Source organism: Photobacterium sp. Ph5, assembly GCF_022129445.1.
Lineage (GTDB): Bacteria > Pseudomonadota > Gammaproteobacteria > Enterobacterales > Vibrionaceae > Photobacterium.
Genome location: NZ_JADQAQ010000008.1, coordinates 1 through 15,361, shown reverse-complemented (window position 1 = coordinate 15,361; position 15,361 = coordinate 1). Strand labels below are relative to the sequence as shown.

Sequence of the window (15,361 nt, the reverse complement as noted above, 5' to 3'; positions counted from 1 at the left end):
AGTTATTATCTAAATATATTTTTTTAATTATTTTAATGGGTGTTATTTCTAAATAAAAATACACCTTTTCTTTTGCCACTGACGTTGCCATTTGAATATGTTAATTGTCCATTTACAAATACGCTTTCTATACCCTTAGCAATAGATATTGAATTTTGAAATGTGGCGGTATCTTTTATGGTATCAGGATCAAATAAAACTAAATCGGCAAACGCCCCTATTTTTATTTCACCACGATCTTTTAATTGATATCGATTAGCCGACATTCCCGTCATTTTATGGACCGCTTCTTCTAATGAAAATAACTGCTCTTCACGGCAGTATTGACCTAATACTCGCGGAAAGGCTCCCCATAAACGAGGGTGTGGCTTCGGATCATTCGGTAAACCATCAGACCCCACCATGGTCAATTTATATTTTAAAACTCGTTTTACATCGTCTTCATCCATGCAGTGATAAACAGCCCCTGCAGGTTGTAATGCTTTTGCTGCATCCATTAACGAAAGATTTAACTCTTCAGCTATCACCTTTAGGGTTTTACCTGCTAGTTCTGGTTTGGGTTCTGACCAAGTAATAAAAATATCAAAATCATCCGTAACTTGATTTAAATCAAGCATTGAAGAACTGGCTGAATACGGATAACAATCACAAGCAACATCTTGATACTCTGAGACTTTATCCATTAATGCTAATACTTCTTTAGTACGCCCCCAATTGCCAGCCCCTGCACATTTTAAGTGAGAGATAACCACAGGTACTTGTGCATATTTTCCTGTTTCGAAGGCTTCTTCCATCGCACTTATGATCGCTTCAAACTCTGTACGCATATGGGTTGTATAAATACCACCATATTGACTTAGCACAGTTGCCAACCTCATGACTTCATCTGCAGTTGCTGCTTTTGCACTTTGGTAAGCTAAACCTGAACTTAATCCCAATGCACCTTGCTTCATCGCTTGAGTTAAACTCTCACGCATAGATTCAATTTCTGATTCTGTTGCAGTACGTTGCAAATCATCCATGACGTTATTGCGTAATGTGGTATGCCCCACCAACGCTGCAACATTCACCGCAGGCTCGGCTGCTTGCACCGCTTTTACATAATCGCCAAAAGTTGAATATTGAAAATCGTCTTTCTTACCCAATAAGTTCATGGGCTCCGGTGGCTCACCCTTAAGAATCGTCGGGCTCGCACTAATGCCACAATTGCCCACTATCACGGTTGTTACACCTTGGCTAATTTTAGAAAGACACTCAGGAGCACGGATCACATTGGTATCATCATGGGTATGAACATCAATAAAACCTGGTGACAGCACTAAACCTTCAGCATGAATCACTTGCTTAGCGTCATAACCATCTAATTGACCAATCGCTTGAATACGATCCTGACATATGGCGACATCGGCAATGAACGATGCCGCGCCAGTACCGTCAACAATAACTGCTTTTTTAATGATGGTATCGCACAGCATACTGAACACGCTCGAAATTTATAAGATGCAAATATAGTAAAGAAGATCGGATTATAATCAGTGACAAAACACACAAAAATGTAACAATTGTTTGATAGTTTCTAACACGTAACTTACCCTTTTAATATTTATAAAATAAGTATCAACAACTTAACTTATGTTAGAAAAGGTGATGCATGGATAAGAATCTCTTTGAGTATGATAAAAACTATCATGATAATTGCTTTACTACCCCAGATTTTGGTGAAAAAGCTCAGCCTATTACGTCTGAGTCAAAACAGCATTACAGCCTAATCGATGAAGAGATTGCTCTGCCAGCCGCAGTGATCAAAGCCTCTTTACTGGATAATAACCTTCAGTGGATGCAACGATTCGCTAATCACCATAACGTGAAATTGGCTCCCCATGGTAAAACGACCATGACACCAGCCTTTTTCCGTCAACAACTTGAACACGGCGCATGGGGTATCACTATTGCAAGCCCAGCTCAGGCCCAAATAGCCGTACTCAGCGGGGCAAAAAATATCATTATGGCGAATCAATTAGTGGGTCGCGCAAACATGATGATCATCTCGCAATTAATCAAACATTATGATGTGGACTTTTATTGTTGTGTCGACTCAAAACGCAATGTTGAAGCCTTGGCAGACTTCTTTGCCAGCCATGAGCAAAAACTGAATATATTAATTGAGATGGGTGTTGATGGCGGTCGCTGCGGTTGTCGCACAGCGCAAGAAATCATGGCGTTAGCACAACAAATTCACCAAAGCCCCCACTTAAACTTAAGAGGTATTGAAGTCTACGAAGGAGTTATTCATGGCAATAATGCAGAACAACAAGTCAGAGACTTTCTCAATCGAACTATTGCAATCACCATCCAATTACAACAAGAACACCTCATTCAAGAAATACCATTAGTCACAGGCGCTGGCTCTGCTTGGTATGACGTTGTTGCTGAATGCTTTAATAAGCATCGAGAGCTAGAGGCTGTTATTCGTCCCGGTTGTTATGCCATCCATGACACGGGCATTTATCTTGATGCGCAAAATCAAATCATGCAACGTGCTGAAAAAAATCAGGGAATGGCGTGTAATTTAGGTGGTGATTTAGCATCTGCACTGGAGCTTTGGGCGTATGTGGTTTCTCGACCAGAGCCGAATAAAGTGATTGTCGGCTTTGGCAAACGTGATGCTGCTTTTGATGCTGGATTACCTATTCTTGAAAGAGCTTATCGTGATGGTGAACCTGTTACTTTTGATCAGGTAAAGACAACGGCTGTGATGGATCAACATGCATTTCTCTCTGTTTCAAGCGATTGCGACCTGCAAGTGGGAGATGTCTTAGTCTTTTCAACTTCTCACCCTTGTCTAACCTTTGATAAATGGCGTGCTGTCGCAGTATCTGATGATAACGATCGCGTCACTCACTGGGTAAAAACGTGGTTTTAAACGTACTAATTAACAGAGGAAAACAATGTGAGTGTAGACGTCGATATTATTTCTCAAATCACAGAGCGTTTTAGTGCCCTTCGTGACGCAGAAAAAAAAGTCGCACAATGGATCATGGATGACATTCAAGGTGCAGCAAATGCCAGTATTACCGAATTAGCGCAAGGTGCTGATGTTAGTGAAGCTTCTATTACTCGCTTTGCTAAAGCGATTGGGTGTAAGAACGTACGCGACATGAAAATTAAACTCGCGCAAAGCTTATCTGTCGGTCAGCGATTTATTCTAGAGCCACCAGATCAAAGTGGTTATCAAGGTATTTATGAATCAATCAAACAGTCGTTAGATGTAAACCGCAGTTTAATTGTCGAAAAAGATATTGATACCGCTGCAGACTGGTTACACAACGCGCGGCAAGTCGTTGCTATTGGAATGGGCGGCGGCTCAACGATTGCTGCGCAAGAAATGCAGCACCGTCTATTTAGATTAGGCTACCCAGTCGTAGCTTATAACGATGGGCTGTTATCACGAATGATAGCCGCAACCGCCGAAAGTAGTGATGTTTTAGTGATGATTTCATCTACAGGTTACACGCCAATCGTGGTTGAAACCGCGCAGTTAGCCAAAGAGTATGGCTTAAAAATTATTGCTATTACCCCGATAAATACCCCACTCGCGGAATTGGCCAGTTTAGTGCTACCTATTAAACATCAAGAAACAGACTTTATCTATAAACCATCAGCTTCACGCTACGCCATGCTGGCACTGGTTGATGTAATATCAATGGCCATTGCGGTTAAAAACAAACGACGTTCAAGAGACAAACTACGACGATTAAAAGTAGCCCTTGATGCTCATCGTGGAGGACTCGACAGACAACCGCTGGGTGATTGATTTTTTATATAGAAGGCATGTTCCTTAATAAAATACCCCCAATAATTGATGTTCAACTATTGGGAGTAAATGAAGCTTCTTGCGATAGCTTCTATGACTATTTTCTCATAATTTCAATTAAGAAGGCTTTGAGTGGTCTTGGTTTAGCAACACCATAACCTTGCGCGTAGGTGATATCGTGTAATTTCACTAAGTTGATATGCTCTTCTGTTTCTACAAACTCAGCAACCGTTTCTAAACCAATGTCTTTAGCAACATTACTGAGCGATTCTACAATCAAGCGATCGGTTTCAGACACCGGTAAATCACGAATAAACTCACCATCAATTTTTAATATATCTAATGGTAAGCGACGTAAATACGAGAAACTTGCGTAGCCTGTACCAAAGTCATCCAACGCAATCTTGCTGCCAGCTCGACGCAATAATTGAATTGTTTCAATCGCCTGCTCTTCTGACTGCAACGCTGAAGATTCAGTGATCTCAAAACAGATCCTTTTCAGCGGAATCGTATACCGTTCAGCTAACTGAATAATATCTTTCGCCAATGTTGGTGATGATAACGATTTTGCCGTTAAGTTAATGGCGCACTTCTCGATATGCTTCCAATCTGTAATGTGTTCATTCAGTAGCTTAAAGGTATGAGTTACAACCCAACGATCCAATTCTGATTCTAATTCAAACAGATTTATCATTGGGAAGAACTCTGCTGGCGTTACTACCTGCGTCATTCCATCTTGTGGGTTAATACGTAGCAATACTTCAAAGCTATGACCTTTTTCTTTCTTACCATTGAGTTTTAAATATGGCTGACAGTTAAGCTCAAAAAGATTGTTTTTAAATACATTTTGAATATATTCCAGCATATCTACTTTACTAACTAAAGGCGCTTGCTCTTCAACCCAATGAATGCTTGTGTTTAACGCTGATGGTTGACCACACAGCTGAGAAACAACCGCTGAGATATCACCCTCTTGAGTGATTTTCGCACAATGTAAGGTTGGAGAAACCAAACTGACAGAGGTATCCCCCCAGTAAAATTGAAACCTTTTCAACTGCGATACTAAAACATTTAACTTGCTATCAATATTTTCATCTGAAATCGCAAAGCCAAGAATACCAATGGAAAATGGTGGTCGGTAACAGCGGAACACATTTTTGTTCTTTACTGTTAAGTAGTTATTTAATTGAAAAATCAACTGTGCTTTACCTTGATAACCCAACTCACTTAGTTTTGACATCGTTGGCATCAAATCAAGATAAACAATCACAGCTTGCTGTTGCTCACTAAGATCTTCTTCTAACTGCTTTATATTAAACAGCTCTGTATATGGATCAATTCTCTCTAATTTGATTTGCTGACGAAGCAATTCAAAGTTCTTAATAACTGATAGTGCAATGGCGTAACACAACGAAAGCATCACGGCTAGCACCACCAGCAAGCCATAAAATTGCTCATCCAGCATCCCCATAGTATTAGCGCGTTCTAGGCTTGCTGTCAGCATCACTAGTGTGACAAAAGTGGCCATCATCAAGGGTTGCACTAAACCAAAACGACCAAAGCCCAAAATCACCAAGATCAATAGCACAAAACACAATGAATAACTGACTAATGCATTATGATAGCTAATAGCGACAACTGTGATAATAATGAATGTCGACAGCCATAAAAGATAACTTGGATCTGTATTCTTTGACTGTCGAATTTCACTGCTATATTCAAGATATTTAGACTTGTAACCTAATTTTGTAAAAACTAATAAGAATAGGACCAATACACTGGGTGTTAATGATAGTTGCGTTAACATCCCACCCAAGATGGAATACGCCATAAAGTTAAATGCTAATGGCTCTGAGCCAGCGAAAAAGCTAATGATCATCGCTGTGACGTAGGTAGATAACGGCAATAAGACGCCAATAACCACAAAATAAAGGCTGATCACTATACTGTAGCTTTTATTTTCATATTGTTGATATAAACGGATAAACAGATGTGAAAATAAAAAAGGAAATATTGTTGTAAATATCGCCATCGCAAATGCTACATTAATTTCTTTGCCAACAAACAAGCAATAATAACTAAATACACTTAATCCTACTGCGTAAACGATGCGCCATTTAAAAAAGATAAAAACAACCACCATCACAGCGCTTGCAATCGACATGATCGAAAAAGACTCATGTTCAATTGAAAATAATCGCGTTAAAAACAAACTGATTAAAACAGATAAAAAGACCAACAAATAAACAAGTATCTGCTGATACGGTTTATTTGCTTTTTTTGAACGAAACATGCACACACCACAGTTAAATGAAGGCGTAAATAGTAACAAAGTTCATACTATATATTGGAGAAATAACGATATGTGTAAGGTAGGAATAGCAATCGACATGTAAGCAATTGTAAGCATAAAAACCTACTATTAATAATTAAACTCAATTATTAACAACGCGACATTATACCGAGAATACTCATTATATTTATACATCTAATAATATTAATAAGTATATTAACAATCTTTACTTTCAATACCGACCACTGGCGGTTTTCCATCATAATAATTTACAAAATAAACACCACATTGGTCGTTATAACTAAAACCACGAGGAAATATTTTACCAACTTTAGGTGTCGTATTCCCTGCTGGTAATGGTGAGATTTGACCACTCGGTACCGTGCGTTGATTTCCCAAACCACACCACTCCGACTGGCATTGAGTATTTCGACCTCTTGTATAGGATATATCATTAAGAGTCAGTAAATAGCGCATACTACGCATCCAATGCCCTGTTGGATAACCCATAACAATTTCTATATTAACATCACCAGCATCGATCATTGACTTATTAGGATCATGTTCAACGCCAAGAACAGTGGCCCGAGTATGGACAAAATCACTTGACGTCATCAATGAAGACTTCACGCCTTTTAATAAAGCAATGCGCGCATCTCTACTGATATTTAAAAACTTAGGCGCAACAAAAACAGCTATAATTCCAATAATAACGATGATGATAACTAGTTCAATAAGACTAAAACCTCTAATTTTCACTATAGCTATCCTTTGCGTGCATTAATTATGGAATATTTCTACATCCTATTGATTGAGCATTAAATAGCAAACATGACGTTAAAAAACGTTACCACCATCAAGAAATAAAAAAGCACAACTTATATTACATTGTGCTTTTGTATTCCGGTCTTTTAAGCCCCAAACTGTTGCAAAATGGCCTGACCAATTTGAGCTATTTCTTTATCACGCTCAGGAATACTCGCTTTAGTACCTGTTAGATAAATACTGATCACTAACGGTTGTTGTTGTTCATTCCATACCACAGCAGTAATACCACGTGAGCCATGACCACCTGCGCCTGAGCGATCTGCAATCTCCCAACCTTTTGGCAGTACTGAGCGCAACAAGCCATTCGAAACTTTATTCGCTTTCATCCAGTCGTTCAGTTGTTGTTTTGAGGTATCGTTTAAAGCATTACCTAAAACTAGATTGGTAATAGTTTTATTCATCGCATAAGGCGTTGTGGTATCACGTTTATCGCCTGGTATTGCTTCATTGAGTAATGGTTCAATACGATCCAATCTTGTTACGTTGTCACCATTATCAATCAAAAATTTCGTTACGCCAGCAGGACCACCAATATGACTTAGTACTAAATTAGCAGCTGAATTATCACTGGTCGTCATGGTCGCAAAACACGCTTCTTTTAACGATACCTCAGTGCCGACTTTATCTTTAAATACTGGCGCATACTCTAAAATTGCATCAGCCTTGATTGGATAAACTTTATCCATCATGCCATTATTAATTTGGTTATCATGTAGTAACTTTGCACAAGCTAGTGTTTTAAAAGTACTCATTAACGGAAAACGTTGATCACTGTTATAGCTAAACAGCTGTTCTCCTTTACCATCTAATACAGAAACGCCAACTTTTGCCCCTAGTTGTTTTTTCGCATATTCAATCGCTGAATTAACTGCCGAAGTTTCCGCTAAACTTATGCTAGAAAAGCTCAAAATAGAGACTGTTAATACTGACCCAATAACGTGTTTTAACGTTGTTTTTAATAAATAACTCATGTATACCTCTGATAATATCAGCTACATTTTATCAGTAAAAAAATCCACTAAAAGCAAAATTTGCAACATAAAGTTAATTAAATGTGGCTAATTATCCACATTTTCATTTACTGTTTTACTTTGCCCATTATTAGTATTAATTTGATTTAGTATTTACATAATCTATGTAACCTTCCATATTCAAACTACTACATAAATATAATGACTATTGAACCCACAACTTTACTTGCGATCACAGTGATATTTATCGGATCTTATGTCCAAACGGCTATCGGCTTTGGTTTAGCTATTGTTTCAGCTCCTCTTTTAATTGTTTATGCTCCCCAGTATGTTCCAGCCCCTATTTGCCTTATTGCGTTGTTTATCTCATTACTTAACGCCTTAAAACATCGTAGTAGTATTGAAATTGGTGGCTTAAAAATGGCAATTTTAGGACGCGTTCCAGGTTCAATTGCAGGTGCGGCTCTACTCCTTTATGTTTCGTCGCATGTTCTGACATTATGGATTGGCTTACTGGTACTACTTGCCGTAGTTGTAAGTGTCTTACCTTACCGGATTGAGCCGACGCCGCGTAGAATGGTTATTGCTGGTTTTTTCTCTGGTTTATTTGGAACAAGCTCCGCTATTGGTGGACCACCAATGGCAATCTTATTACAGCATCAAGAAGCTAACCAATTACGTGGTAACCTATCTGCATTCTTTGTCTTTAGTTCGATTATTTCTTTAACTGCTCAAATACCCGTCGGTTTTCTGTCACTAGATAAGCTTTGGATCACTCTACCACTAATTCCTAGTGCATGGCTTGGGTATTGGTTAGCACTCAAAACAACCCAATCATTACCGAAGGAAAAAATTAGATATGCTGCTCTTATCTTGTGTTTAATCTGCGGTATTATTGCTATCTATGAAAGCATCTACTAGTAAAATATGTACTCGATATCACATAACACCAACATTACTGCTAGAAGCATCAATAAAACCCAATAAAGAGATTGACCATAGTTAACACAACTTGATAAAAATACGTTAACAAGCAGTGGTTTTTGTAAATTAATTTCGAGGTATAATATGGATATTGTTGTTGCCTTAACGAATGGAAAGTTCGGTATTGTTGAAGATTGCATCACAACAGATGATATTGAAGGTCGTTGCATTGAATGCTGGGTTGAAAATGACTCTGGCTTTACTTACGAAAAAGCAGTTGTTGCTTATTGCGTATAAAAATTTTTGACTAATATCTAATAAAATAGCGTCTAATTTTTAGGCGCTTTTTTATATCTCTTACTATCATAATGCATACAACACCACTTATTTCACACGCCACAAGTGGGTATTTCTAACATTTCATCAAGGCTATCAAAGGTCTGCCAAACAACGTGAGCCTTTGATTAAACCATTAATAAACTCTGTTTTCTTTGATATTCATATTTCAAATAAGTCAACAACCTGATTTATCGAATTTTTATAAATGCCTTATTACCCCCAGTAAACACCGAAAACAAGAACGTTCAAATCTCACACAAACTGAATAGTACAATAAGCGTACAGAGCATTCTTCTATAATCAATATCTTTTCTTTAAATACACAATATCAAGCGCACCTGTATAAACAGCTTGTGATCACCTTCTACTCTTTTAAATGTAATTGTTTTCTTTGTTACCAATGAACTCGACCTTCATTGTAATCATAATAAAACCTAAAATAAAAAACTATAGATACAATAAGTTACACAAAAAACCGACCTTTTTAATGCCTATTTAAATTTACACTTATAGATAGAATTAAATACAAAAAGTTCTTGCATCACTCGGCAAATAAAACTACTGTATACACATACAGTATGTATATATAACCACTGGTCGAGGAAAGCACTAATGAACTACCACACATCAATTACTGCTTCACAAGTTTACAAATCAACATTTGCAGCAGATTCAGCCCAGCAACCATTTTCAGCTGCGGTCGGACACCCAATTGAAGTGAGTTATAGTGCAGAGCAGCAAACTCAACTAGCGTATTTCTTACGACTATTAAAAAAGGCCAATAGTGAAAATCGTTGGATTATGTTTATTGGTTATGACGCATTAATCGATAAATCATTATTGGAAAATGCTGGAATCAACATCAACAAAGTTTTGTTGTTAAAAACACCGGCTCATCAAAGTAAACATAATTTGATGGTTAAGGCTTTAGAGATGGGAAATTGCAGTGCCGTTATTGTTGCAGGAGAAATAGAACAATTTGATACTCCCCTTATGAATTCTGCAGCTATAAACGGAAAGGCAATGGCGTTTGTATTAAACAAAACAATAACAACTCATTTAACCGTACATTAAGCTGGTGTAATCCAATATCGTAATTAAATAATGGTTAAATTTGTATGTTTTTACAGAATTAACGTTAAAAAATTCAATAAAAAATCTTATTTATGCCAAATAAACATACAACTCAACGGTTTTATTACGATAATAGTTTTTAGATGTTAAAAAAGCCCATATAATCTTATTTATATAATAAATAAAGATTAGGTTAAAACATGGATAATAAGCTTGGATTAGGAGCGCTAACAGCACTCGTGATCGGCTCAATGATTGGTGCCGGCGTGTTTAGCCTTCCTCAGAATATGGCACTGGTTGCAAGTCCAGCAGCTGTAATGATTGGATGGATGATCACCGGTATTGGCATGATCTTTCTTGCTCTATCATTTCAATATCTTTCTCTATTAAAGCCTGAAATCAATAGTGGTGTATTTGGTTACGCACAAGCAGGCTTCGGTGATTATATAGGATTTTGTTCCGCTTGGGGCTATTGGCTTAGCGCAATGCTTGCGAATGTTTCCTATTTAGTCATTGTATTTAGTACATTAGGCATGTTTTTTGATAAGCCAAATGATGTAATTTTTGGTTTAGGGAATACTTGGCAGTCGATTACTGGTGCTTCTATTGTTTTATGGTTAGTCTACTTCTTAATTTTACGTGGTGTTAAAACAGCAGCGACTATTAATATGGTAACAACCATTGCTAAATTAGTACCACTCTTCTTATTTATCTTCTTTACCATGCTTGCCTTCAAGTGGCACACGTTCATTTTTGATTTTACTGGTATTGAATTTGGTCCAAAACATGGTCTACTTGAGCAAGTTAAGTCTACTATGTTGATTACGGTATGGGTATTTATTGGTGTTGAAGGTGCTGTTGTCGTTTCATCACGTGCTAGAGAACGTAAAGATATCGGTCGAGCAACTATTCTCGGCCTATTAACCGCTCTTATTATCTATATTTTTGTCACACTTCTTTCTATGGGTGTAATCAGTACACCAGAACTCGCGAAGTTACAAAACCCATCTATGGCTAAAGTGTTAGAACACATCCTTGGCCCATGGGGGGCTGTATTAATCGGTTGTGGGCTATTAATTTCAGTTTGTGGTGCTTTTCTTAGTTGGACGGTTTTGGCAACGGAAGCACCATTCCTTGCAGCTAATAACAATGTATTTCCTAAAATTTATAAGAAGCAAAATGACGCCGGCACTGCTGTTACGGCATTAAACCTAACAACTATTTGTATTCAAGTCTCTTTATTTGCAGTGACTTTTGCTGGCGGAACCTACAACAGTATTTTAATCATTGCTTCTGAAATGATTTTAATCCCCTACTTTTTAGTCGCTGCTTACACCCTAAAATTAGCGATAAAAACAAAAAATAGAGGTGCTTTACTTTGGGTTGGTATTTTTGCAACGGTATACGGTATTTGGCTTCTATATGCATCTGGTTTACATCATTTGCTATTATCTGCAATTTTGTATTTACCTGGCCTATTTTTCTTTATTAAAGCGAAACGAGAACAAAATAAACCTATTTTTGTTGGTAAAGAAATCTATTTTGTCGCATTCCTTATTACTATCTCAGCATTCGGCATCTACTTACTTGCCACAGGAAAATTAGTCATCTAATTGTAACCAAAGAAAAAGCCGTGTTGATAGTATCAACACGGCTTTTTTACATCATCTAATTAACTTATAATTGTCGCTCGTTCCAAGCGATCTCAACGCGATTTCTTCCACGCTCTTTTGCTTTCATTAGTGCCTTATCAGCGCGCTCAATAAAATGGCTATAATCTTCATTTTCAAGCTCGGCGACACCTAGACTACACGTTATTTTCATCCCGTTATCCCATACTGCATTATCAATACATTCACGTATCGATTCAGCGAGTTCAGCTGTAGCACCTAAAGGTGTTGCTGGGCAGAAAATCACAAACTCTTCCCCTCCCCAACGAGCAAAAACATCAGATTTTCGTACACGTTTATTGATCAAACTTGCAAATCGTCTTAATACTTCATCACCTAATCGATGACCATACTTGTCATTCACTTGTTTAAAGTGGTCGATATCGATAAATATCATTGAAAAAGAAATATTGTTAACAATTGAGTGTGTTGTAACTTCTGCTAACCACTCATTAATTTCATGTCTATTACGGGTTCGCGTCAAGGGATCCGTGAATGCTAGCTCTTCAAACACCAAACTTTTCTCGTACAAAGCACGGTTAGCGTCACGTAAACGTTGTGTACGTTCTTCCGTTTCTTTAATCTTTTTTCTTAGATAAATACGATCAATAATGATAAAAAATATCGCTGTTATCACCCACAGTGATAGCAATAATTTAACTAGCGCTTGTTCACTGATCCTTTCACCATAAAAAATAAGCTTCTTTAGCTTAATCGTATAATTAGCTTCTTTAACATAGCTGCCTGTAGCAACTTCAATAACGGAGATATTATCAAATTGCCTATTGGATTTATCAACAGGCACTTCATAATCTGCTATCCACCATGATAAAACTTGAAAAGAGCGAAGAGGAAACATAGTTAACCCTTTATCTTCTCCAGGCGCATACTCAATCGCATTAAACTTTAATGAAATTGGATCTGATAGCTTCGCATAAGCTGGATCAAAATTACGTAAATAAATACGTACTCTTTCTCCCTCTAGAGGACTGTCATAATCAATATCAATTCCAACATGATCATAATCACTAAGATCAATGCCTTTATCAACTGAGTCAGTCAGTGAAATTGCAATCTCACAAAAAGGCCATTGTGCTTTATTAACTATTTTACATTCAAGCAATGCACCGTTTCTATCTATCTTTAAAGACGCCTCAGTTGCACCATTTTGTGCAGTATCATCAATAATTCGGTATGTGCTATTCACAGGAGTAACAATGTACTCTTTCTTTGCACCGCCAAGCATAAACCACACGTAAACAATACAAGTAAAAATAACAAGAAAGAATACAGTATAACGGACTGGTTTTGTTAAACCTGCCATGAAAACCTCAAAGACAAATAAAGCAAAAAATATGCATGTAAGTTAATAGTGAAACTAGCAAAGCTCAACGATAATAACAATAAGATAATCGTCAATCTGCAAACCTTATTATACTTTTAACGCCTAAAATTAACACTAATAAAACAATAGGTTATCTTGATTTTATCATTATCGTTTAAGCGTATATTATCGACGACTTCTATGCTTACCTCTGTTCTGATGGATTTTGCTTTTCGACTTTGCTCGTCGCTTTTCGGCTGCCGCACCACGATGAACAGATTGAGTTTCTATTAATGCAGGATTAGGCTCATAACCTTCAAGCCATTGCTGTGGTAGACGGCTATCTAATAAATCTTCAATCGCTTTTAATGCCCATTCTTCATCAAGGCTCATCAAAGTAATCGCATGTCCTGTCATCCCTGCTCGACCTGTACGACCAATACGGTGAACATAATCTTCCGCTTTAAAGGGCATATCAAAGTTGACCACATATTCGAGTTGCTCAATATCCAAACCTCTGGCAGCAACATCAGTCGCGACTAATACACGAGTCTTACCTGATTTGAAATCATCTAATGCACGTTGGCGCGCACCTTGGCTTTTGTCACCATTGATCGATGATGCTTTAATACCATCTAGACCCAAATCTTTTGCTAACTGATCAGAGCCCTGCTTAGTTTTGGTGAAAACCAGTACCTGTCGCCAATTACGAGAACCAATTAAATACGCAAGTAATTCAGCTTTACGATGTTTATCAACAGGATAAACCATTTGTTCAACGGTTTCCGCAGCAGTATTTGCTGGCGTCACTTCTACCATTTTAGGGTTGGTGAGAATATCAAATGCTAGCTTTTTAACTTGCTTTGAAAAAGTAGCAGAGAAAAATAATGTCTGACGCTCAGGCGGCATTCGCTTCATAATACGTTGAATATCAACAATGAAACCCATGTCTAACATACGATCGGCTTCATCTAATACAAACGTTTCAACTTCAGATAGAGAGACAGAACCATTAAAGACGTGATCAAGTAAACGTCCAGGTGTCGCGACTAAAATTTCAGCGCCTGCATTTAAGGCTTTAACTTGTACATTCATACTCGTACCGCCATAAGCAACCGCCACTTTTAACTCGGTATATTTGGCATACGTTGTAATACTATCAAATACTTGTTGAGCTAATTCTCGTGTTGGAGTCAAAATTAAAGCACGAATTTTATTACGTAATTTTTGATTATTTTCGACCGCTGTCGATACCTGCTCAGCTTGCGATGGTAAAGTCATTAAGCGTTGTAATAGTGGAAGTGCAAATGCTGCTGTTTTACCTGTGCCAGTTTGTGCACCTGCCATTACATCGTCACCTTTCAATGCCAATGGAATTGCTTGTTGCTGCACATCTGTAGGTGTTGAATAACCTAATTCAGTCAATGCTTTTAACAAATTGGGATGAAGGTTTAGGGATTGAAACGACATAATGATTTCCTAACAGTAAAAACACTTATAACTTTCGATACAAGTAAGAGCCGTGAGTCTACCATAAAAGGAAATAAGCGATCTTTTATCAATTGAAACAATATATAAAAATCATCAATAATGCAGATTTAAAGAAAGGATGTTATTGGATATAGAGCCGTTTTTGTAGTCTATAAATTCGCAGTTCTCTGATAACGGCAAAAACAAAATTTATAATCACAGTGATAAACAGTAGAGATGCTCCCAGTGGAGAATAGTCGAAGCTCATCATAAGATAGCCTAATGCACTGAATGAAATTAGATATAATATCCACCTCAGTGGCGAGCCAAATCGTAAATCGTCGCGTTTCTTATCGTAATACACTGAAAAACTGCCTAAGAGAAAGCCAAACTTAATGTCTAAACCATAAGATTTTATCTCATAAGGCTGCGAGATTTTTTTTAATTCCTGCTCAAGCTCTGCAATGTCCATATTCGTTTCCTTATTGATGTATATCCATACTAGCAATTTAAAAATAAGAATTTTAAACAGAGGTAAAATTATGAGGCTCGTTTAACAAAAAAGAGCTCTATAAGAGCTAATGCCGATCAGTTAAGACAAAAATGATCAGTTGAACGATCCTATAGATGTGTAAAAATCCAAGTGTATTTAAT

General features: G+C 37.4%; 13 protein-coding genes. 6 read left to right on the top strand and 7 right to left on the bottom strand.

Annotated elements, in window-relative coordinates; all coding sequences use genetic code 11:
- Positions 1 to 32: 32 nt before the first annotated feature.
- Entirely contained in the window at positions 33 to 1,475 is a 1,443-nt protein-coding gene (locus I3259_RS04965; RefSeq protein ID WP_238028607.1) for a D-aminoacylase, read from the bottom strand.
- A gap of 176 nt (positions 1,476 to 1,651) precedes the next feature.
- On the opposite strand from I3259_RS04965, the gene I3259_RS04960 reads away from it, so the two are divergent.
- Positions 1,652 to 2,923, top strand: coding sequence for an amino acid deaminase (locus I3259_RS04960; protein WP_238028606.1), 1,272 nt, complete (start codon positions 1,652 to 1,654; stop codon positions 2,921 to 2,923).
- Between the two features lie 27 nt (positions 2,924 to 2,950).
- Positions 2,951 to 3,814, top strand: coding sequence for a MurR/RpiR family transcriptional regulator (locus I3259_RS04955; protein ID WP_238028605.1), 864 nt, complete (start codon positions 2,951 to 2,953; stop codon positions 3,812 to 3,814).
- Positions 3,815 to 3,911: 97 nt separating this feature from the next.
- Here the strand turns inward: I3259_RS04955 and I3259_RS04950 are convergent, their stop codons facing one another.
- The 3 genes from I3259_RS04950 to bla form a co-directional block, all read right to left on the bottom strand.
- Entirely contained in the window at positions 3,912 to 6,107 is a 2,196-nt protein-coding gene (locus tag I3259_RS04950; protein WP_238028604.1) for an EAL domain-containing protein, read from the bottom strand.
- Between the two features lie 216 nt (positions 6,108 to 6,323).
- Positions 6,324 to 6,866, bottom strand: coding sequence for a prepilin-type N-terminal cleavage/methylation domain-containing protein (locus I3259_RS04945; protein WP_238028603.1), 543 nt, complete (start codon positions 6,864 to 6,866; stop codon positions 6,324 to 6,326).
- Positions 6,867 to 7,018: 152 nt separating this feature from the next.
- The gene (gene bla / locus I3259_RS04940; protein ID WP_238028602.1) at positions 7,019 to 7,906 is read right to left on the bottom strand and encodes a class A beta-lactamase; all 888 of its coding nucleotides are present in this window, start codon (positions 7,904 to 7,906) and stop codon (positions 7,019 to 7,021) included.
- Between the two features lie 201 nt (positions 7,907 to 8,107).
- Between bla and I3259_RS04935 the strand changes: the two genes are divergently transcribed.
- The 4 genes from I3259_RS04935 (at position 8,108) to I3259_RS04920 (ending at position 11,856) form a co-directional block, all read left to right on the top strand.
- A complete protein-coding gene (locus tag I3259_RS04935; RefSeq protein ID WP_238028601.1) occupies positions 8,108 to 8,827 on the top strand; it encodes a sulfite exporter TauE/SafE family protein in 720 nt (239 codons plus the stop codon).
- Between the two features lie 147 nt (positions 8,828 to 8,974).
- Positions 8,975 to 9,127: a hypothetical protein gene (locus I3259_RS04930; protein ID WP_238028600.1), complete on the top strand. Its 153-nt coding sequence runs from the start codon at positions 8,975 to 8,977 to the stop codon at positions 9,125 to 9,127.
- A gap of 654 nt (positions 9,128 to 9,781) precedes the next feature.
- Entirely contained in the window at positions 9,782 to 10,243 is a 462-nt protein-coding gene (locus tag I3259_RS04925; protein ID WP_238028599.1) for a SulA-like leucine-rich domain-containing protein, read from the top strand.
- A 200-nt stretch (positions 10,244 to 10,443) separates the two neighbouring features.
- Complete coding sequence (locus I3259_RS04920; RefSeq protein ID WP_238028598.1) at positions 10,444 to 11,856, top strand: basic amino acid/polyamine antiporter; 1,413 nt, start codon at positions 10,444 to 10,446, stop codon at positions 11,854 to 11,856.
- A gap of 64 nt (positions 11,857 to 11,920) precedes the next feature.
- Here I3259_RS04920 and I3259_RS04915 read toward each other — a convergent pair whose 3' ends face one another.
- The 3 genes from I3259_RS04915 to I3259_RS04905 form a co-directional block, all read right to left on the bottom strand.
- Complete coding sequence (locus I3259_RS04915) at positions 11,921 to 13,237, bottom strand: GGDEF domain-containing protein (RefSeq protein WP_238028597.1); 1,317 nt, start codon at positions 13,235 to 13,237, stop codon at positions 11,921 to 11,923.
- Between the two features lie 186 nt (positions 13,238 to 13,423).
- Entirely contained in the window at positions 13,424 to 14,707 is a 1,284-nt protein-coding gene (locus tag I3259_RS04910) for a DEAD/DEAH box helicase (RefSeq protein ID WP_238028596.1), read from the bottom strand.
- 142 nt (positions 14,708 to 14,849) lie between these two features.
- Positions 14,850 to 15,179, bottom strand: a complete 330-nt coding sequence (locus tag I3259_RS04905) for a hypothetical protein (RefSeq protein WP_238028595.1) — start codon at positions 15,177 to 15,179, stop codon at positions 14,850 to 14,852.
- Between the last annotated feature and the right edge of the window lie 182 nt (positions 15,180 to 15,361).

What these genes read in the sequence shown, in the direction of transcription:
- I3259_RS04965 (WP_238028607.1), bottom strand. Translation starts at nt 1,475, where the DNA reads ATGCTGTGCGATACCATCATTAAAAAAGCAGTTATTGTTGACGGTACT.
- I3259_RS04960 (WP_238028606.1), top strand. Translation starts at nt 1,652, where the DNA reads ATGGATAAGAATCTCTTTGAGTATGATAAAAACTATCATGATAATTGC.
- I3259_RS04950 (WP_238028604.1), bottom strand. Translation starts at nt 6,107, where the DNA reads ATGTTTCGTTCAAAAAAAGCAAATAAACCGTATCAGCAGATACTTGTT.
- bla (WP_238028602.1), bottom strand. Translation starts at nt 7,906, where the DNA reads ATGAGTTATTTATTAAAAACAACGTTAAAACACGTTATTGGGTCAGTA.
- I3259_RS04935 (WP_238028601.1), top strand. Translation starts at nt 8,108, where the DNA reads ATGACTATTGAACCCACAACTTTACTTGCGATCACAGTGATATTTATC.
- I3259_RS04930 (WP_238028600.1), top strand. Translation starts at nt 8,975, where the DNA reads ATGGATATTGTTGTTGCCTTAACGAATGGAAAGTTCGGTATTGTTGAA.
- I3259_RS04925 (WP_238028599.1), top strand. Translation starts at nt 9,782, where the DNA reads ATGAACTACCACACATCAATTACTGCTTCACAAGTTTACAAATCAACA.
- I3259_RS04920 (WP_238028598.1), top strand. Translation starts at nt 10,444, where the DNA reads ATGGATAATAAGCTTGGATTAGGAGCGCTAACAGCACTCGTGATCGGC.
- I3259_RS04915 (WP_238028597.1), bottom strand. Translation starts at nt 13,237, where the DNA reads ATGGCAGGTTTAACAAAACCAGTCCGTTATACTGTATTCTTTCTTGTT.
- I3259_RS04910 (WP_238028596.1), bottom strand. Translation starts at nt 14,707, where the DNA reads ATGTCGTTTCAATCCCTAAACCTTCATCCCAATTTGTTAAAAGCATTG.
- I3259_RS04905 (WP_238028595.1), bottom strand. Translation starts at nt 15,179, where the DNA reads ATGGACATTGCAGAGCTTGAGCAGGAATTAAAAAAAATCTCGCAGCCT.